The sequence below is a fragment of the Mangrovicoccus ximenensis genome (assembly GCF_003056725.1).
Taxonomy (GTDB): Bacteria; Pseudomonadota; Alphaproteobacteria; order Rhodobacterales; family Rhodobacteraceae; genus Mangrovicoccus; species Mangrovicoccus ximenensis.
The window spans coordinates 25195-42395 of sequence record NZ_QBKZ01000026.1 but is presented as its reverse complement, the minus strand read 5'-3'; the positions used below and the strand labels follow the sequence as shown (position 1 = coordinate 42395).

At 69.1% G+C, this 17201-nt stretch carries 15 protein-coding genes and 1 pseudogene; 5 read left to right on the top strand and 11 right to left on the bottom strand.

The window, feature by feature from the left end; all coding sequences use genetic code 11:
* The first annotated feature begins 34 nt into the window (after positions 1-34).
* The 3 genes from C7T91_RS40220 to C7T91_RS30135 all read left to right on the top strand — a co-directional run bounded on the left by C7T91_RS40220 (position 35) and on the right by C7T91_RS30135 (position 3589).
* The gene (locus C7T91_RS40220; protein WP_201742309.1) at positions 35-1558 is read left to right on the top strand and encodes a BBE domain-containing protein; all 1524 of its coding nucleotides are present in this window, start codon (positions 35-37) and stop codon (positions 1556-1558) included.
* A 192-nt stretch (positions 1559-1750) separates the two neighbouring features.
* Positions 1751-1957, top strand: coding sequence for a hypothetical protein (locus C7T91_RS30145; RefSeq protein ID WP_108263516.1), 207 nt, complete (start codon positions 1751-1753; stop codon positions 1955-1957).
* A gap of 1344 nt (positions 1958-3301) precedes the next feature.
* Positions 3302-3589 carry a hypothetical protein gene (locus C7T91_RS30135; protein WP_108263514.1) on the top strand — a complete coding sequence of 96 codons (288 nt, stop codon included), beginning with the start codon at positions 3302-3304 and terminating at the stop codon, positions 3587-3589.
* A gap of 119 nt (positions 3590-3708) precedes the next feature.
* On the opposite strand, the gene C7T91_RS30130 is transcribed toward C7T91_RS30135, so the two are convergent.
* From C7T91_RS30130 to C7T91_RS30115, 4 genes are all read right to left on the bottom strand, one after another.
* On the bottom strand, positions 3709-4311 hold the full coding sequence (locus tag C7T91_RS30130) for a LysE family transporter (protein WP_161556171.1): 603 nt from the start codon (positions 4309-4311) through the stop codon (positions 3709-3711).
* A gap of 1052 nt (positions 4312-5363) precedes the next feature.
* Positions 5364-5843: a hypothetical protein gene (locus C7T91_RS30125; protein ID WP_108263512.1), complete on the bottom strand. Its 480-nt coding sequence runs from the start codon at positions 5841-5843 to the stop codon at positions 5364-5366.
* Positions 5798-6706, bottom strand: coding sequence for a PfkB family carbohydrate kinase (locus tag C7T91_RS30120; protein WP_161556170.1), 909 nt, complete (start codon positions 6704-6706; stop codon positions 5798-5800). The genes C7T91_RS30125 and C7T91_RS30120 overlap by 46 nt, the downstream gene beginning before the upstream one ends.
* Positions 6707-6786: 80 nt before the next feature.
* The gene (locus C7T91_RS30115) at positions 6787-7599 is read right to left on the bottom strand and encodes a division plane positioning ATPase MipZ (RefSeq protein ID WP_108263510.1); all 813 of its coding nucleotides are present in this window, start codon (positions 7597-7599) and stop codon (positions 6787-6789) included.
* A 229-nt stretch (positions 7600-7828) separates the two neighbouring features.
* Here C7T91_RS30115 and C7T91_RS30110 point away from each other — a divergent pair, with 229 nt between their 5' ends.
* Positions 7829-8068, top strand: coding sequence for a DUF6489 family protein (locus C7T91_RS30110; protein WP_108263509.1), 240 nt, complete (start codon positions 7829-7831; stop codon positions 8066-8068).
* 46 nt (positions 8069-8114) lie between these two features.
* Here C7T91_RS30110 and C7T91_RS30105 read toward each other — a convergent pair whose 3' ends face one another.
* Positions 8115-8927 (bottom strand): hypothetical protein, encoded by an 813-nt coding sequence (locus C7T91_RS30105; protein WP_145963075.1) that lies wholly within the window; start codon positions 8925-8927, stop codon positions 8115-8117.
* A gap of 26 nt (positions 8928-8953) precedes the next feature.
* On the opposite strand from C7T91_RS30105, the gene C7T91_RS30100 reads away from it, so the two are divergent.
* Positions 8954-10303: an FAD-binding oxidoreductase gene (locus C7T91_RS30100; protein ID WP_108263507.1), complete on the top strand. Its 1350-nt coding sequence runs from the start codon at positions 8954-8956 to the stop codon at positions 10301-10303.
* A gap of 135 nt (positions 10304-10438) precedes the next feature.
* On the opposite strand, the gene C7T91_RS30095 is transcribed toward C7T91_RS30100, so the two are convergent.
* The 6 genes and pseudogenes from C7T91_RS30095 to C7T91_RS33070 all read right to left on the bottom strand — a co-directional run bounded on the left by C7T91_RS30095 (position 10439) and on the right by C7T91_RS33070 (position 17094).
* Complete coding sequence (locus C7T91_RS30095) at positions 10439-11485, bottom strand: hemin-degrading factor (protein ID WP_108263506.1); 1047 nt, start codon at positions 11483-11485, stop codon at positions 10439-10441.
* A 59-nt stretch (positions 11486-11544) separates the two neighbouring features.
* Complete coding sequence (locus C7T91_RS30090) at positions 11545-13599, bottom strand: TonB-dependent receptor domain-containing protein (RefSeq protein ID WP_161556169.1); 2055 nt, start codon at positions 13597-13599, stop codon at positions 11545-11547.
* Between the two features lie 256 nt (positions 13600-13855).
* Positions 13856-15199: pseudogene (locus C7T91_RS30085) on the bottom strand (IS256 family transposase).
* 223 nt (positions 15200-15422) lie between these two features.
* Complete coding sequence (locus C7T91_RS30080; RefSeq protein WP_108263504.1) at positions 15423-16307, bottom strand: SRPBCC family protein; 885 nt, start codon at positions 16305-16307, stop codon at positions 15423-15425.
* Positions 16307-16951 carry a hypothetical protein gene (locus tag C7T91_RS30075; protein WP_108263503.1) on the bottom strand — a complete coding sequence of 215 codons (645 nt, stop codon included), beginning with the start codon at positions 16949-16951 and terminating at the stop codon, positions 16307-16309. Before C7T91_RS30075 ends, C7T91_RS30080 begins: the two co-directional genes overlap by 1 nt.
* Positions 16948-17094 (bottom strand): hypothetical protein, encoded by a 147-nt coding sequence (locus tag C7T91_RS33070; protein ID WP_161556168.1) that lies wholly within the window; start codon positions 17092-17094, stop codon positions 16948-16950. Before C7T91_RS33070 ends, C7T91_RS30075 begins: the two co-directional genes overlap by 4 nt.
* Between the last annotated feature and the right edge of the window lie 107 nt (positions 17095-17201).

The window sequence follows — 17201 nt, the reverse complement described above, 5'->3', positions numbered from 1 at the left end:
GACCCAGACCGACCGCACCGGGCGCGAGCTCCTGATGCGGCTCGGCGTGGCGTTCTTCGCGACGATGAACGTGATGCTGCTGTCGATTTCGGTCTGGGCGGGGGCCGAGGGCGCGACCCGCGACCTGTTCCACTGGATCAGCGCGCTCATCGCGCTGCCGACCGTGGCCTTTGCCGGGCAGCCCTTCTACCGCAACGCCTTTGCCGCTTTGCGCCGGGGCGCGCTCAACATGGACGTGCCGATCACCCTGGCGATCGTGCTGACCATCGCGACCTCGCTCTACGAGACCATCCAGTCCGGCGCGCATGCCTATTTCGACGCGACGCTGATGCTGTGCTTCTTCCTGCTGGCAGGGCGCTATCTCGATCACCGGACCCGCGCCGTGGCGCGCTCGGCCGCCGAGGAGCTGGCTGCGCTGGAAGTCGCCCGCGCCACCCGGCTGCGCGACGGCATCGAGGAGACCGTGACCCAGGCCGAGCTGGCGGTGGGCGACCTGATCCGGGGCTGCACCCAGGCCGATCTGGACCGCGCGGCAAGTCCATTCGGCCTGGCGGTCCCGGCCGGCATCGTGTCCTCGACCGGCATTGCCGGGCTGACGCTCGGCGGCGGGCACGGCTACCTGACGCGGGCCCACGGGCTGACGATCGACAACCTGCTCGAGGCGCAGGTCGTGCTGGCCGACGGGCGCATCGTCACGGCCAGCGGCACGACGAATCCCGACCTGTTCTGGGCGCTGCGCGGCGGCGGCGGAAATTTCGGGGTGGTCACCGAATTCACCTACCGCGCCCATCCGGCGGGCGAGGTCTTCGCCGGGCCGGTCTTCTACGACATTGCCCATGCCGCCGAGATCATGCGCTGGTACCGCGATGCCCTGTCCGGCATGCCGCGCGAGCTGGCGGTGTTCCTGGGGCTCAAGACCGTGCCCTCGACCGATCCCTTCCCGCGCGACATCTGGGGGCGCCGGATCTGCGCGCTGATCGTCTGCTACAACGGCCCCGAAGCGGAGGGGCGGCGCGCGATGCAGCCGATCCATGACGCCCTGCCCGACCCGCTGATGAACGGGATGTCCGTCATGCGCTTCGCCGATCTGCAGGCGATGTTCGACCCGCTCCTGCCGAAGGGCATGCAGTGGTACTGGAAAGGCGACTACGTCACCGAGCTGACCGATGCCGCGATCGCGGCCCATGTCGCGCATGGGTCCCGCAGTCCCAGCGAACTGTCGCTGATGCATCTCTATCCGATCGACGGCGCCGTCCACGAAGTCGCGCCCGATGCCACCGCCTGGGGCGCGCGGAATCAGAAATGGTCGATGGTCATCGCGGGCATCGACCCAGATCCGGCAAAGGCGGACGAGCTTGCCGCCTGGGCGAAAGCCTATTGGGAGGCGGTCCATGCCGAGAACGGCCATGGCGGTTCCTATGTCAATTTCATGATGGCCGATGAAGGCCAGGGCCGCATCCGCGCGGCCTATGGCGGCAATTACGACCGTCTCGCCGAGGTCAAGCGGCGCTACGACCCGGAGAACCTGTTCCACATCAACCAGAACATCCGGCCCTGACGGACACGGATGCTGCCGCCTCCGGGCGGCAGCCCCCGGCAGGGGACGGATGCCGGGCCCGCCTGCGGCCCGGCCCGGGCGGAGCCATGCCCGGACCATGCAGGCCATCCTCCACCCTTCCGCGCCCGGCGCGGGCGGCAGGCCCGCCTGCGCGTCCGGGGCCGCGGGATCCCAACCACGAAAGGACATGACATGATCATCGAACTGGCATTCATCGCCTGCATGGCGGCCCCGGCCGCGGAATGCAGGGAAGAGAGCATCGTCTACGACAACGGGCCGCTTCTGGGATGCATCGTCGGCGCCCAGGCCAAGCTGGCGGAATGGACGGCCGCGCATGGCTCCTGGCAGGTCCGGGAGTATTCCTGCCGCTACATGTACCGGACCGCCGAAGAGCTTTGACGGCCAGGCCCCGGGCCGCCATGGCCCCGGGCCGCGCCCGCTCCGGCGGGAGCTGGCGGACCGCCCTGCCTGCGCCGCCTCCGCGGCGGACCAGCATATCGGGACCCGGACGGAGCGCCGGTGCGGCAGAACTCCGATCCCCTCTCCGCACCTGCCTGTCCCGGTTGCCGGACCCCCTGATGGCGGAGGACCCCGGTCTGCGGACCAGTGCTGCGCACCCAGCCGACACCCATCCTGTCCAGCGGGTTCCGGACGCCCGGTTCCGCCGCACCGCCGGCTCCGGACCCTTGCGAGGCTGCCATGAATCTCCTCCGCGGCACAATTGCCGGCCCGGTCCTTCCGCTTGCAGTCGGGCATCCCCCGGCGACAGCCGAACGGCGCTCCGCGCCTTCGGTTTCCGATTTCATGGCCGTCTGGCTGCAATCCGAATTTTCCCTTGTCCGTCCGGGCGGGATGCCGGACCTGGTGTCCATGCCGCCGACGGAACTCGTCCGGTGCCGCTATGGGACTGCAGGCGGAGCGGACACCCGGACGGGAAATTCGATTGCCGGGATTTCGCGGCTTGCCCACGAGATGGTCCACCATGTCGAGGCCGAGGCGGGGACCGTGTTTGCCTGTTCCGCCGAGCGGGAAAAGCTGGCCTGTGGAGCGCGGGACGCCGGGCTGCAGATGTTCGGCGGCGGCCTGCGGACAACCTGCGGGATCGATCCGGCCCTCTTGCCCGTGGCAACGGCCTGCATCCACTCGCCAGCGCAAGCCGCGGTGCTGGGCTGCTTGCTCCGCAGCACCGCCCGCGAGGGCCCGTCACGGCGTTCGATGGCGGACCCGTCCCAGCCCCCCCGATCCTTTCCGGAAGCAATCTGCGCGCCCGGAACCGACCGGCCTGATGGCGTCTCCTGATCCGATCCGGGCCGCGCGCCGACGCCCAAGCTGAACGGCCGGAGACCGGCGGACGGGCCAGCGTTGCGGCGCTGCCCGCGCGGATGCTGCCTGCCGGATAGGAAGAATTCCGGGCAATGGCGCTGGCATCACCCGAACGGGTGACATGGGCGGGCCGGAAGCGCGGTAGCCTTGCGCCGCACCGGGCGCCCCACGCGCGGGCTCTGCGCGGATCGGGCGGCAGGTCCGGGACATGCGGACGAAACGCACAAGCTGAGGGAGGCGTTTCCCGATGCGGCAGCGTTCCCTCCCCGATCTGCCCGGAGGCTGCCGGAGACCCGGCGCCGGACGCCGCGATCTTCCGCCCCACCTCCCCGGCATCGGGCCTGCAAGGCCGTTCCGCATGGCCAGTCCCCGTTGCCGCCCGCCCCCGCAAGCCGTGGGCCTGCAGAAAAGGACAACAGAATGAATGGCTTCATCTCGCTCCTCGCAACCTATTATCTCTGCGCCGGCGCCCTTGATCAGGGCCCCCTGCCGCATGATCAGGAGTTGCGCTGCGCAGCGGCCGCAACAACGATCGGCGCCGCGTTCCTCACCGAGGACGAGCGCAGGGCAATTTCCGAGATCGGGCTGTCCCAAGGCGCCATGATGCATGCGGGCCTGCTGCGCTTCCAGGCTTGGGAGGCCGAGCACGCGGACATCGTCGAGGCCTTCGAGAAAGCCGCCCGCACGGTTGTCCTGACGCTGCAGTGACGCCGGGCCCGGGCCTTCCGCGGATGGCTGCGGCCGCAAGAGGACAGCCTCTGCCGGACAGCCGGCGGCGCGGATAGCGCTGCATTGCCGCTCCTTTGCGGGCTGGCCCGGCGGACGGATCAGCCGAGCGGCGTGATCATGCCGCTTGCTGCGAACCCGGCCAGAAGGAAAGCGGCGAGGCGCTGCAGCAGGCTGCCGCCGGGCAGCCTGAGCGCCCCCATTCCGACCAGGATGGCTCCGGTCTGGGCCAGGCCGGCGCCGGCGAGCAGCGCCGCCAACATCATTGCGCCGGTTTCCGCGCTGACTGCGCCGGCGGGGAGGAATTGCGGCAGCAGCGCCAGATAGAAGACCAGGTTGAACGGGCTGGACAAGCCGACGAAGAAGCCTGCGAGCAGGTCGGAGGACGACGAGGCCTGCGGACCGGCGCTGGCCGGACCGGGAGCGGTGCGCAGGAGCTGCAGCGCCAGGACCAGAAGCACCGCCGCGCCTATCCATTTGAGCGCCAGCAACACGACGGCCGGCAGCGCCAGAAGGCCGAGGAGGACCGCGACCGACGCAGCGGCCAGAAGCCCGCCCCCGGCCAGGATGCCCGTGCTGACGCGGACGCCCGCTGCGGCTCCGGCGCGCGCGGTGCGGATGACGGTCAGGATGATGCAGGGCCCCGGAATGCCGGCATTGACGGCCGAAGCAAGGCAAAGGGCGAAGATTGCTGAAATCTGCATATGGACCTCCCCGCGCCGCGGGCTGAACCGGTTCCGCTGTTGCATGCAATCTAAGGGAATGACGGGGAGGCCAAATCACCCCTATGGGTGAGAGCCGGGAATGCCCTGCTTCGCGGGGGGGACGGCAGCCCGGCTTGCAACCCGGAACCGGTGGCAACGTCCCGTGCGGCAATGCATTGTCCGGAGATGCGCCGCGCGGGTTCCGTCCGGCCTCAGACATGCCGCCGACCGCGAGGCCCGCTGCATGGGGCGGCAAGGCAAGCGCCCGGCCGCCTGAGGGCAGCAAGGAAGTAAGCGTCGCCGGGCCCTGCGAACGCCGGTCGTCCGCTCGGACCCGGCGCTCTGTTCTCGCTTCGGGCCTTGCTCTCCGTGACCGGGATGCGGGCGGTGCCTGCCGCCCGGCCCGGTCCTTCGTGCTGCCGCCAAGCTGTCGCGAAGGACCCGCAGCCTTCCCTTGGCTTGGAGGCGATACTGTCAAGGCCGGTCGGCGGTTTGCGCAGGTCCCTGCCTTGGCGGCTCTCGGGCCGGGCGCCCGGCGCAGCCGTTTGGACCGGCAGAGATGCCTGCAATTTTCCCGGGCCGTGGCACGCCGGTGGCAAGGCTGCAGCCTCCGCGCGCTGCGGTCCTGCCGCGGGATCGCAGGGCACCTGCCCCGACTGCTTCCGGACAGTCGGCGTTCAGTCCGCCAAAGGCGCATGGCAGGACTTGGCGGGGGCGGCACGGGACCGGATGGCAGCAGATCGGGGCAAAGGCAGGATTGCGCCCCGGATCGGCCTGGCCGCCGCGGATGCCAGGCGGAACCTCGTCGGCGCAAACGACCACCAGCGGGCCGTGCGGCAAATGCAAGTTTTCCGACGTCCGTGATGACCGCATGCCGGTCGTGCCTGCCAGCCTCCGCCCCGCAGCCCGGAGCAGCGGTTCGGTGCCAATGTCCATCCCGCATGGAGTGTGTCCGATGCCGCCCGAATGCCCTCGCCTGTATCCACAGGCCAGCCGCAGACAGGTTGCGGACCGGCAGATGGCGGAGGCGGCCTGCACCCTGCCAGGCAGCGCTAGCGCCCGCGCAACAGCAGGAAGTCGCCGCGGCAACAGATCAGCGTCCGCAGAACCAGGACCAGCCCCAGGGCGGTCGGACCAGCCTCCGCCGCGGCAGGCCGGACCGCCGCCTCCAGGAGCTCCGGCGCCAGCGCAGCCAGGACGAAGACCCGGCTGAGCAAAGCGGCATGGCGGAACATTGCGGCCAGGCGGCCGCCGGAGGCTCCGCCGGGAAGCGCGGCATTGCCGAACTTCCCGACGGCCAGCAGCAGGCCGGACAGGACGGCCATTGCGGCATTGCCGCAGAAGAGCAGAGACAGGGTCAGCGCCAGGGCGCCGAGACCGGACAGGACGTCACCCTTCCGGGTCAGGAACCGCGAAGGCTGGCCGCTGCCGCGCCAGGCGCGGTGGTAGAATTCTCCTGCGGCGAGGAAGGCCGCGACGGCCGCGGTCAGCCAGCTCGCGCCGGGATTGCCGAAGAAACCGGCCCAGAGCACCTCTGCGGCGGAGTGCTCCAGCTCCCGGCCCGCCGCTGAGAGCTGCGCAGCGAGGCCTGCGCCGAGAGCCAGAAGGTTCGCCGCGTTGTAGCAGCCGCCCGGTCCGCGGAACCTGCCGCCGAACATGCCGGCGCGGCGACCGCCACTTTCGGCGCCGCCACCTGAGCGCGCCCCGCCCTGGTCAGCCCCAGCGCGCCTTCGGAGCCGCCGGTCACCACCACCAGCCCGACGCCCTTGCCGGTCAGCTCGGCGGCGAAATCGGCGGCGCTCTGGCCGGGACGCAGGTAATCCAGGTCTTCGGCGCTGATCTTGACGATCGCGGCAGCGGCGAAGAGCGCCTCGACGCGGGCCTCCCAGGCGGCGCGGTCGGTGATCATGTTGGCGCGCACGTTCGGATCGAAGGCCAGCATCTGGCGCTCTGCCTGGCCGAGCGCGAAGCGCAGGATGTTGCCCGCGCCGGGTTCGGGGATCAGCGAGATCGAGCCGACGGCCAGGATGTCGCCCGGCTGCGCCGCGATGCCCTCGGCGGTCGGCGCCATGTTCACCGCGGCGCTGTCGCGGTCATAGAAGGCATAGCGCGGCTCGCCGGTCGACATGTCGACGAAGGCCAGCGTCGAGGGCAGGTCGCTGCGCGGCGTCAGCCCGGTGCGCACGCCATGGGCCACCATGTCCGCCAGCAGCCGCTCGCCGAACAGGTCGCGCGAGATCGCGCCGAGGAAATGCGCCTCGGCCCCGGCACAGGCGGCGGCCTTGGCGGTGTTCATCGGCGAGCCGCCGGGCAGGGGCAGGAAGGCCTCGCCCGCTGCCGTGCCGACGGGGACGAAATCCATGATCGCTTCGCCGCAGACGAAAATCCGTGCCATCTTCTCCTCCCGGGTTTGGGCGCATGCCATCCTTATGGGCGAAAGCCCAAAAGAATGCACGCGCAATTTGTAAATCCGATTTAGAAATTCGCGATGACGCCTGGCAAGCGCAATTCGGTCACCAGGTCGCGGACTTCCTGCCTCGCGGCGATGTTCGAGATGCTCAGCCCCGGCCCGACGCCCGCATCGCGCAGGTCGAGAAGCGTCAGCCCGCGCGGGAAAAGCTCGCGGAAGATCACCCGTTCGGCGAAGCCCGGCGCCACCCGGAAGCCGATCCGCCGCGACAGCTCCGCCAGCGCGTCGCCGACCCGCTTCTTGTTGTGCATCTGCTGCGAGCCCATGCGGTTCCTGAGCACGATCCAGTCGATCGGCTTCAGCCCGGCCTGGGCGCGCAGCTGCCGCGCGTTCCAGACCATCTCGGCATAGACCGAGGGGCCGGTGATCGCGCCGGTATCGGGGTCGTGATGCGCCAGCAGGTCGAAATCGATGAAGCTGTCATTGAGCGGCGTCACCAGCGTGTCGGCCAGCGAATGCGCGATCTGGCTCAGCCGGGTGTGGTTGCCGGGGCAGTCGATGATCAGGAAGTCATGCCGGTCCTCGAGCGCCGTGACCGCCGCGTCGAGCCGCAGGTCATAGACATTGGCGCCCTCGGGCACGGTCTCGGGGGCGATTTCGGGCAGGGGCAGGTAATGCGGGATCGGCAGCGGGATGCCCTCGCGGCGGCAGAAGGCGAGGCGGTTTTCCACGAAGCGGCCGAAGGAGCGCTGGCGCAGGTCCAGGTCGAGCCCGCCGACGCTGTGGCCCATCCGGACGAGCGCCGTGGCCAGATGCATGGTCGTGGTCGATTTCCCGGACCCGCCCTTTTCGTTGCCGACGACGATGATGTGGGCCATGGGGCGGAACTCTTGCAGGGGGTGGGGGGCGCGCCGCGGCGCGGTGGCGGCCACCCTATGGCGTCAGCGCGGCAATGGAAAGCGGTCGCGGCGCGGCGCCGGCGCCATGCCGGGCGAATGCCGGAGCGGTGCGTCCAATGAGTCACAGCGGCCGCTTTCCCTGTGGATAAGCGGCTGCTAAGGTTGAAGGAACTTCGGTTCGCGCCGGTCTGTTGAGAAGGGAAACGGAATGAAGGTCAATATCGACGTGGACATGACGCCGATGGAGGCGCGGGAACTGATGGGGCTGCCGGACGTGCGCCCGATGCAGGAGGCCTGGCTCGACAAGATGAACGCCAAGATGGAGGAGCACATGGAGCAGCTCACCCCCGAGGCGATGATCCAGAACTGGATGAAGGCGGCCGGCGGCAATGCCGAGATCTTCTCGGATTTCATGTCCGCTTTCATGAACATGAGCTCCAAGGGCTGACCGGCAGCAGGGCGGGCGGCGGGCCTCCGCTGCCCGCCGCCGGGGATCAGCGCCGCCGCCGGTAGAGCAGCCCCAGGGCGCAGCCCAGCAGCGGCAGGCCGGCGGGCAGCGGCACTTCCGAATAGCCGGTGACTTCGGTCAGCCGGTAATAGGTGGCAGAGGATTCGATCAGCACTCCGGCACCGCCATCGGCGAAGAGGAAGAAGCGGGGATCGGTCCGGCTGCCGCGGGCCGACAGGTCGAGCAGCGTCACCGGGGTGCCGTCCTCGTCCACCAGCGAGACGCTGAACACGTCCTGTCCGGTGTCCGTCAGCCCGCCCGTGGTGGCGAACAGCTCCCCCGAGACGAGATCGGCGAAGAGCATGCCGATCCCGTCGAAGGAGACATCCGAGGCGACCGGTCCGGAGAGCGCGAAGGCGAGGCCGGGATCGCTGCGGCCGATCTCCGCGACGGCCTGCAGGAAGCCGTCCTCGCCTGCCGGGGCCCGGGCGATGGCGGCGGCATCGGTGCCCAGCGGCACGCCGGGCGAGATGTAGAAGCTGCCTTCGCGCGCATTCCCGTCGGCGGCGCGCCCCCAGCCGAAATTCTCGATCTCCGACGTGTCGAGCAGATCCGCCAGCGGCAGGGCGTTGACCTCCTCGGCCACAGCACCGCCGATATCGCCGAAGAGGACGACCGGTCCGGCCGCGGTCCCGGCGATCTGCAGGCGCTGCACGTTGCGCAGGCCCTTGGCCGCGACGGTCAGGCTGCCATCCTCCGGGTCGACCAGCAGCAGCTTGCCGGCATGTCCGGCCTCGTCCTGCGGCGCGCTGCGCCCGTCCGTCCCGGCGGGCAGGTTGTCCCCTGTGGCCAGGAGCACGCGGCCGTCCGGCAGCACCGGCGGAGATGGAGCCGCATTTCACCGACTGGCGCCGCAGATATTCGGGGCGCGCCGCCGCCGTCGTGCTGCCCGGCACGGTGGAGGCGGTCTCGGCGGTGGTGAAGCTCTGCCACGAGACCGGCACCCCGGTCTGGCCGCAGGGCGGCAATACCGGCATCTGCGGCGGCTCGGTGCCGGGCCCCTCGGGCGACGGCATCGTGCTGGGACTGTCGCGGCTCAACCGCATCCGCGAGGTGTCGCCCGAAGATGACAGCATCACCGTCGATGCCGGCGTCACGCTGCAGGCGGTGCAGGAGGCGGCCGAAGCGGCGGAGCGGCTGTTCCCGCTGTCCCTGGGCGCCGAAGGCAGCTGCCAGATCGGCGGCAACATCGCGACGAATGCCGGCGGCACGGCGGTGGTGCGCTACGGGCCGATGCGCGACCTGGTGCTCGGGATCGAGGCGGTGCTGGCCGACGGCACCATCTGGAACGGGCTGCGGTCCTTGCGGAAGAACAATACCGGGCTCGACCTGAAGCAGCTGATGATCGGCACCGAGGGCACGCTGGGCATCGTCACCGGCGCGACGCTGAAGCTGTTTCCGCGGCCGCGGTCGCGGGTGACGGCGCTCCTCTATTTCACCGGCACGGCAGAAGTGCTGGAGACCGCGCAGGCGATGCGCGCCGCCTTCCCCGGCGAAGTCGACGCGCTGGAGCTTCTCTCGGCCAGCCAGCACCGCATCGTGGCGCGGCATTTCCCGCAGCTCGCGCTGCCGCTGCCCGGGAATGCGGCCTGGTCCCTGCTGGTGGAGATCGCGGGCGGGCGCAGCGAGGCGGAAATGCTCGACAGCCTGACCGCCGCACTGGAACCGATGCTGGACCGCGGCACGCTGGTCGACGCCGTGATCGGCCGGAATGCGCGCCAGCGCGAGGCGATCTGGGCGCAGCGCCATACCGTGACCGAAGCGAATGTCCGCGAGGGCATGGGCCTGACCCATGACATCGCGGTGCCGGTGGCGCGGATCGGCGACTTCCTGGCCGGGGCCGAGGCGATGCTGGCTGAGCACTGGCCGGAAGCCGAACAGGTGGTGGTCAGCCATGTCGGCGACGGCAACCTGCACTGGATCGCGATGTTTTCCGATGCGGACTGGGCGGCGAAACCGGACCCTGAGGCCACGCAGGCGGATCTGGACCGGCGCGCCTATGACATCGCCCATGGCCTGGGCGGCACCTTCAGCGCCGAACATGGCGTGGGCGCCATCCATCTGGGCGAGATGCGGCGCTACAAGTCCGGGGCGGAACTGGGGCTGATGCGGACCGTCAAGGCGGCGCTCGACCCGAAGGGCATTCTCAATCCGGGGCGGGTGGTCCCGGAGTGAGACCGGGAGGCCCCGGCTCTGCGGCCGGGGCGGGACAGGTCCAGGGGCCACGCCGGCAGTCCCCGACCGCGATGCCCTCGCCGGTGGCCAAGCAGGGGGCCGACGCGCGGAGATGCTGGCCGCCTGCGCCACGGATCACGCCGGAACCTCGCTGGTGCGCGCCGCAGGCAGCGCCTCGACGAGCGCGTGCCAGGCCTCGTTGCCGTCGGCCTCGTCGCGGCGGCGGCCGAAGACCTGGAAGATCAGCTGGCCCGCGGCATCGAACGCCTCGAGCGAGACGGCGGGGCCGCGCTTCGTCGGCTTCTCCACGCGGTAGACCTCGGCCAGATGGTCGCCGCGCAGATGCAGGTTGAACCGCGGATCGAGCACGTTGAGCCAGGGCCCCATCGGCTTGATCGTCTGCATCGGGCCCCAGTGGATCTGGATATTGCCGCGGTTGCCAACGAAAAGGCCGACCTCCTGCCCTGTGGCGCTGGCCGCGCCGAGCATGGCCGAAACCGCGCCGGTCTCCATCGGGCGGACCCAGCCGGTGCCCGCAATCAGCCGGTAGGCGCCGAGCCGGTTCATCCCGAATTTCGAGGCCAGGCGGTTGAACTGATGCGTGTCCGTCATGCGGGCCCATTCCGCCAGCAGCGCGTCGCGGGCCTCGGGGCGCATCTTCGCGGGCTCGGGCGGATCGCGGGGATCGACGGCCAGCGCCTCGGGCTGCTCCGCCTCGCGGAGCGCCGTGACGACGCCGGACCAGGCCTCCTGGCGGGACGCGTCGCGCAGATAGATCTTCTGCACCGCGTCGCCGGCCGCATCGAAGACCTGCAGGCTGCGGCGCAGGCCCTGGCCGGTCTCCTCCTCGACGGCGAAGCCATGGACCCAGTGGCGCGGAAAGATGCGGGTGTCGATCTCCTCGCCCAGCACCATGGCGGCATGCGGGCCCGAGCGGTAGTCGCCGAAGGTGCCGACGCGTTCATGCACCGCGCTGTCATTGCGGGTCAGCGCCATGACCTCGCCGAGTTTCGAGGCTTCGGGGATCAGCCGGTCGGGATGCGCCGCGATCCGGGTCACGCCGCGCCCGGTCCGGGCAGCGACAAGCTGCGCTTCGGCAAGGCCAAGCTCGGCGGCAAGTTCACGGACGCGCAGCGTGCTGGCGGCGCGCGCGGCCCGGATGTCTTCGGGGGACAGGGTCATGTCCTGTGTCTCCTGGCTAGGGGGATCGCTGCGCCCCGGAAGAGCGCAGCCAGGTCGGTTCAGAACGTCTTGGCAATGCTCAGCGTCACGCTGCGCCCGGGCGCCTCGCGCGTCGACAGGTACGGCCGGTATTCTTCGTCGAGAAGGTTGTCGAAGCTGGCGCGCAGCTCGTACCCCGCCAGTGCGCCCTGCTCGGGGGTGTAGCCGACGGTCATGCCATAGATCGTGTAGGCGTCCGAGGGCACGGTGCCGGGATAGTTGACCGCGTCGGAATCCGGGGTGCGGTCCTGCTTCCAGGCATGCAGCGCCTCGACTGCGACGCTGAACTGGTCGTCCATCATCCGGCGGCCGACCGAGAACTGCAGGCTGTCGCCGGGCAGGTACTTGTAGTCGGCGCTGGTGTCGTTGATCGTTCCGCGCGCCATCGAGGCGTTCAGATCCGAGAACCAGTCGCCATGGACATAGGACATCTCGAGCTCGTAGCCCTCGATCTCGATCTGGTCGGTATCGACATAGCTGGTCACGTCCCAGATCCGGGTCTGGTACCAGGTCAGCTTGGCGCGCAGCGCATCGTCCTGCGCCACCAGCCCGAGCTGGTCGAGCGAGACCCCGAGTTCCTGCGTCACGGCCTTTTCGGAGGTGTTGATGCTGCCGCTATCCTCGACCGTCAGGTTGTCGAGGATCGGCAGGTTCTCGTTATACGCCAGCGTGCCGAAGACCGCGAAGGCATCGGTCAGCGCATAGCGCGCTGCAAAGGCCCCGGTCCAAGCCTTGTCCTTGTACTCGGTGCCGTCCTTGATGCCCGCGTTGTCGCGCGAGACCAGGACCTGCGATTCATAGCGTAGCTGCGGCGTCAGGGTCAGGCGGCCCAGCTCCATCTTGTCGGTGACATAGGCCGCCCAGTAATCGTCATCGCCGCCCGGCGCGCTGAGGCTGTTGCCGCTGTCGTAGTAGCTGTCGGTCACCTTGGCGGTCCGCGTGCGCCGGCCCGCCTCCAGCCCGGTCAGCAGCTCATGCGTCACCGGCCCGGTGGCAAAGAGCGCGGTATTCTCCAGCGTCACGTAGGTCCGCGTGGTCTTGTAGTCGGTATTCGCCAGATCGGTGCGCGCACGGACGAAGGGGTTGATGACGATATAGGGATCGTCCGAGGTGATCTCGATGCGCTCCTGCGAATAGTTCAGCCGCGCCTCGAAATCGATCAGGTCATTGTCGGCCGGGGCATACCCATAGGACAGGAAGGCGGTTTCGTCGGTGATGGTGCGGTCCACCAGCAGCGTCGAGAAGATGTTGCCGTCGATATAGGCGTCATAGGGCACATCGGTTTGCGGGCTTCGGTTGTAGCTGTAGAGCCCGGTGAGGCTGTGCGCGTCGTTGAAATGATAGGTGCCCTTGATCATGGCCGAGGGCTGCTCGAAGCCGGTATTCTTGACCGTGTCGCCGTCACCGTCCTCGTAGTCGCCGAGCGCCCGGTAGCCGAAGAAGCCCAACAGCTCGAGCCGGTCATCGGGCTTCCAGGCCATGATGGTGGAGGTCAGCCCGCCATTGCCGTTGCTGGTATAGGACAGTTTCTGGCGCAGCGCGAAGGTGTCGTCGCCTTCGAGGAAATCCGAGGCGTCCCGGGTTTCGAAAATTAATGTGCCACCGACTGCGCCGGAGGCATAGCGGAACCCGTCGCCCGGACCGCGGATCACTTCCACCTGCTCGAACAGCTCCGGTTCCAGCTCCGGCAGGCCGCCATTGCGGTAGATTTCCTCCTGGCCCTTCTGCACCCCGTCGATCACAACAGACACCATCCCGTCGGTGCCGTAGCTGCCGGGCTGCGAGCCCAAGCCGCGGATGTTGATCGCCGCGCTATGAGGTGAGATGCCGTTGACTAGCGAGACGCCGGGCACGGTTTCGATCAGCTCGCCGACGGTATTCGCCTGGCGCTCTTCGATCTCTTCCTCGTTGATGACGGTGACCGAGGTCGCGGTATCGGTCTGCACGCCGCGGCGGCTTTCGCCGATGCTGACCGACCCGATATAGGTCCCATCGAACTCGGCGGCGTCCTGCGCATGGGCAGGGGAAATGGCAAGGGAGGCCAGCACGAAGGCGGCCCTGGAGGGTGCGGTCACTTGAAAACCTCGAAACGGTAACGCAAAGGGGGGAGGGCGCTGGCGTATCGGGAATTGGCGAGCTGCAGCTTGCGCATACTTAACCTGATTATTTCTGTCAAGTTTTAGTTGCGCGTGGAAAATGGTCTTGTTGACGGTCGGGTCGCCCTCCTGACGCACTTGTGCCACGGTAATTCGAAGAGAATCAGGAGGGCAATCCAACCCATCATCAAGGCCGATCCGGGAGCTATGGCTGAAACTGGGTGACGCGGCTTGATCAGGCGGCGTGGCTTTCATGGGCATCGGCTTGAGCGACACCGTCAGTGAATGTGACACCTTCGATGNCGGGGCAACTGGTTCCGGCCGTTGAGCTTGCGCCACTTCTTCGAAGCTGCCCTGACCAGCGTGAAGACCATCAGCTTCGCGGTCTTCTGCGAGAGCGCGCCCTTGGTCCGGACCGTGCGATGCCTGACGGTGGCGAACACGCTCTCGATCGGGTTCGAGGTCCGCAGGTGGTCCCAGTGTTCGGCCGGATAGTCGTAGAAGGCCAGCAGCGCATCGGAGTCCTTGGTCAGGCAGGCCACGCCTTTCGCATATTTGGCGGCGTATTTTTCCTTGAAGGTCTCGATGGCGGCAATGGCCTCCGCTCGGGTTGCCGCATGCGAGATGTTGCGCAGGTCTGCGGCCGCGGCTGGCTGCCCGGATTTCGGGAAGTGGTTGAGCACGTTCGACGTTCGGGCATTCCTTCGGACCAGTGGCAGGAACGCCCTCACTGTGGAACCAGCAACGTTGATGACGGGTGCCGGGAAAGACTTCGTCCATCGCTTTCCAGAGTGAGCGGGTGAACGCGACCCGTCCGAGTGAACCCGCGAACGAGGGCGCCGTCGCCCACGGCCAGTTCCGGTGCGACCGCCAAGCCCCGGGCCTTGAGGTCGACCAGAAGCTCGCGCCAGCTCTGGGCGCTTTCCCGGACCCCGACCTGGAATCCCACCAGCTCCTTCTTTCCCTCAGGCGTCGCACCGAGCACGACCAGCATGCACTCGGCCGTGGGTTCCATCCTTGCCTGCAGGTAGACGCCATCGGCCCAGATGTAGACATAGCGCCGGGCGGACAGGTCCCGCCGCTGCCAGCGGTCATGCTCCTCCTGCCAGCCCGCCGTCAGCCGCGTGATGGCGCCCGGCGACAGGTTTGGCGCATCCGTCCCGAGCAGCGCGCCGAGCGCCTCCTGAAAGTCCCCCGTGGAGACGCCGCGCAGGTAGAGCACCGGCAGCAGCGCATCCAGGCTGCGCGACCGCCGCGCCCAACGCGGCAGGATGTTCGAGGTGAACCGGATCTTCTTCTCTTCGGGCGCCCCGGCTGCCCGGTCGCGGACCTTCTGGCGCTGCACCGGGATCGGACCGATCCCGGTCTGGATGTCGCGCTCGGGCCCGGTGCCATGCCGGACGACACGCTGGCGGCCGTCCGGCAGCCGCTCCCCGGAAAACTGGGCGACAAAGCTGGCCGCCTCCGCCTTGAGGGCGGCTGCGAGCATCTGGCGGGCACCCTCGCGGGCAATTTCGGTCAGCGGGTCGAGGATGGTTCCGGGCTGGCGGAGCGGGGTGATCGTGGTATCTTCAGTCATAGGCGTATCGTTCCATTTGGAAGTTCTGGCAGGCTTCAGCACCCGCCACGATACGCCGCCTTCTCAGGCCCCATCACCCAATTTCCGCCATAGCTCCCGATCGGGGCCGTTAGTGCCTGCAGCGCGAATGCTCTGTCCTGCAGCGCCATGCGGCTCAAGACGTATCCGAGCGGGATAGCTTGGGCCGCATGAGCTGGTGTCTGGGTATCCTTTGCCGACAGAACTAGCCGCGCCGGAACAAGCCGGAGCCTATGGCGCGCAGGATGCTCCAGAGGCCGATGCCGCGGCTGTCGCGGATCGGGCCGCCGTCGAGCGTGGCATTGCAGTTCGCAACGAATTCGCCGAGCAGGTGATCTACCAGCCCGCTGACCAGCTCGGGACGGTTGAACTGGCCGAGTCGTCCCTCGATCCGGAAGCGCAGCGCGACATCCACCTCGGACCGGGCGGACGAGGTCCCCTCGGCGATCGCGAAATCCAGCCCGCCGGTCACGTTGGACTGGCCGCCGCGGTCCTTGCCTGCGCCGCGCACGCTGCCGCTGCGGGCGTCAGGGTCGGTGTCGAACCGGCCCTCGCCCTCGAACCGGGCAGTAATCGGTCCGAAGCGGACCGCGACATGGCCGGTGAAGCTGCTGCCGTCGGTCTCGGCGAGCTCGGCGCCTGGCAGGCAGCGGGCAACGGAGGGCAGGTCGGCAAAATGCGCCCAGACCGCGGCGGGAGGATGGGCGAGCGTCACATGGCGGCGGACCACGGTGGGCGCGGCCGCGCGGCGCGGATAGGCCTCCTCGCCCAGAACCTCGATCTCGCCGAAATCGGCCTCAAGCACCCGGACCCGGCCCGAGAGCAGCGTGCGCATCCCGTAGGGCGCGCCCAGCATCCGCGGCGCGGGGGCGCCGGATTCCACCAGCCGCATCGCCGGGATCGCCTGGTCGGGATTGATCAGCGCATTGTCGAAGACCAGCCGCAGCTGGCCCGCCCCGTCGGTCGCGCCGGTGGCCAGCGTCATCCAGGCGCTGCGGCTGCCGAGGAAGATCTGCAGCATGACCTTGAGCCCGGAGACCGGCTTGTCGTCCTCGTCGAAGAACCGGGCGGTAACCGTCGCGCGTCCCATCAGGCGATATCCTTTCCGGTGGTGAGCCGGATCGTCTCGGTGCCGGTCTCGAGCGTCAGCACCACGATCGCGGCGCGCTGGAGCGCGGCGGAGAATGTCACGGAGGTCGAAGCCTGCCCGTCCGGCCCGGTCACCAGCACCGCCTCGCCGAAGGAGACCTGCCCGGCGATCTTCGGCGCCGCCACGCCCGCCGCGGCCGAAAGCGCGCGGGAGGCCTCCAGATCGACATTCACCTGCACCTCGGCGCCGACCAGCGTCTCGCCCGCGCTATTGGCGGCGGCAACGGCCAGCGTGCGCGCGTTGCCCGAACCGGTCACCTCGGCGGCCAGCACCGGCAGCGGCAGGCCCTCGCCGGGCGGCACCGCGACGAAGCGGCCCGAGATGGTCGAGGTCACCTCGGAGCTTTTCTCGGAACTCGTGACCGGGGCGAAGATCAGCCGCATGCCGCCCCCGGACTTGGTTTCGGTCACCAGCCGGAAGCCGATCTCGAAGTCGAGATGCGGGATATGGTATTGCGGCATCGGCCGCCCGAACCCGTCGAGCGGCGCCGCGGAGGCCAGCTCCTCCTGGGCCTCGCGCAGGCTCTCGGCCATCCCCACGATGACGCTTTCCAGCGTGTCGGCGATGAACTTGCCGTCGCTCATGTCCGTTTTCTCCCCTCGCCGCGCTCTTCGGCCCGGCGTTCCCTGCCCTTTTCGGCGGCACGCTCGCGGCGGCGGCGGTCGCGCTCTTCCTGTTCCTGCGCCTCGCGGCGGCGCTCCAGCGCGCGCTGGCGGTTCGACAGCATCCGCTGGAACAGGTCGCCCGATCCGCCGGTCTCGGTCGAGAGCCGCCGCTCGCGGGCTGGCCTGCGCGGCTGCGGTCCGGCTCGATGGCGCGGCGTGCGGGACGCTC

Coding starts and splice junctions, on each gene's coding strand:
- C7T91_RS30075 (WP_108263503.1), bottom strand. CDS start 16,951: ATGAGCGACGGCAAGTTCATCGCCGACACGCTGGAAAGCGTCATCGTG.
- C7T91_RS33070 (WP_161556168.1), bottom strand. CDS start 17,094: ATGCTGTCGAACCGCCAGCGCGCGCTGGAGCGCCGCCGCGAGGCGCAG.
- C7T91_RS30130 (WP_161556171.1), bottom strand. CDS start 4,311: ATGCAGATTTCAGCAATCTTCGCCCTTTGCCTTGCTTCGGCCGTCAAT.
- C7T91_RS40220 (WP_201742309.1), top strand. CDS start 35: ATGCGGCTCGGCGTGGCGTTCTTCGCGACGATGAACGTGATGCTGCTG.
- C7T91_RS30100 (WP_108263507.1), top strand. CDS start 8,954: ATGGAGCCGCATTTCACCGACTGGCGCCGCAGATATTCGGGGCGCGCC.
- C7T91_RS30120 (WP_161556170.1), bottom strand. CDS start 6,706: ATGGCACGGATTTTCGTCTGCGGCGAAGCGATCATGGATTTCGTCCCC.
- C7T91_RS30080 (WP_108263504.1), bottom strand. CDS start 16,307: ATGGGACGCGCGACGGTTACCGCCCGGTTCTTCGACGAGGACGACAAG.
- C7T91_RS30110 (WP_108263509.1), top strand. CDS start 7,829: ATGAAGGTCAATATCGACGTGGACATGACGCCGATGGAGGCGCGGGAA.
- C7T91_RS30115 (WP_108263510.1), bottom strand. CDS start 7,599: ATGGCCCACATCATCGTCGTCGGCAACGAAAAGGGCGGGTCCGGGAAA.
- C7T91_RS30095 (WP_108263506.1), bottom strand. CDS start 11,485: ATGACCCTGTCCCCCGAAGACATCCGGGCCGCGCGCGCCGCCAGCACG.
- C7T91_RS30145 (WP_108263516.1), top strand. CDS start 1,751: ATGATCATCGAACTGGCATTCATCGCCTGCATGGCGGCCCCGGCCGCG.
- C7T91_RS30135 (WP_108263514.1), top strand. CDS start 3,302: ATGAATGGCTTCATCTCGCTCCTCGCAACCTATTATCTCTGCGCCGGC.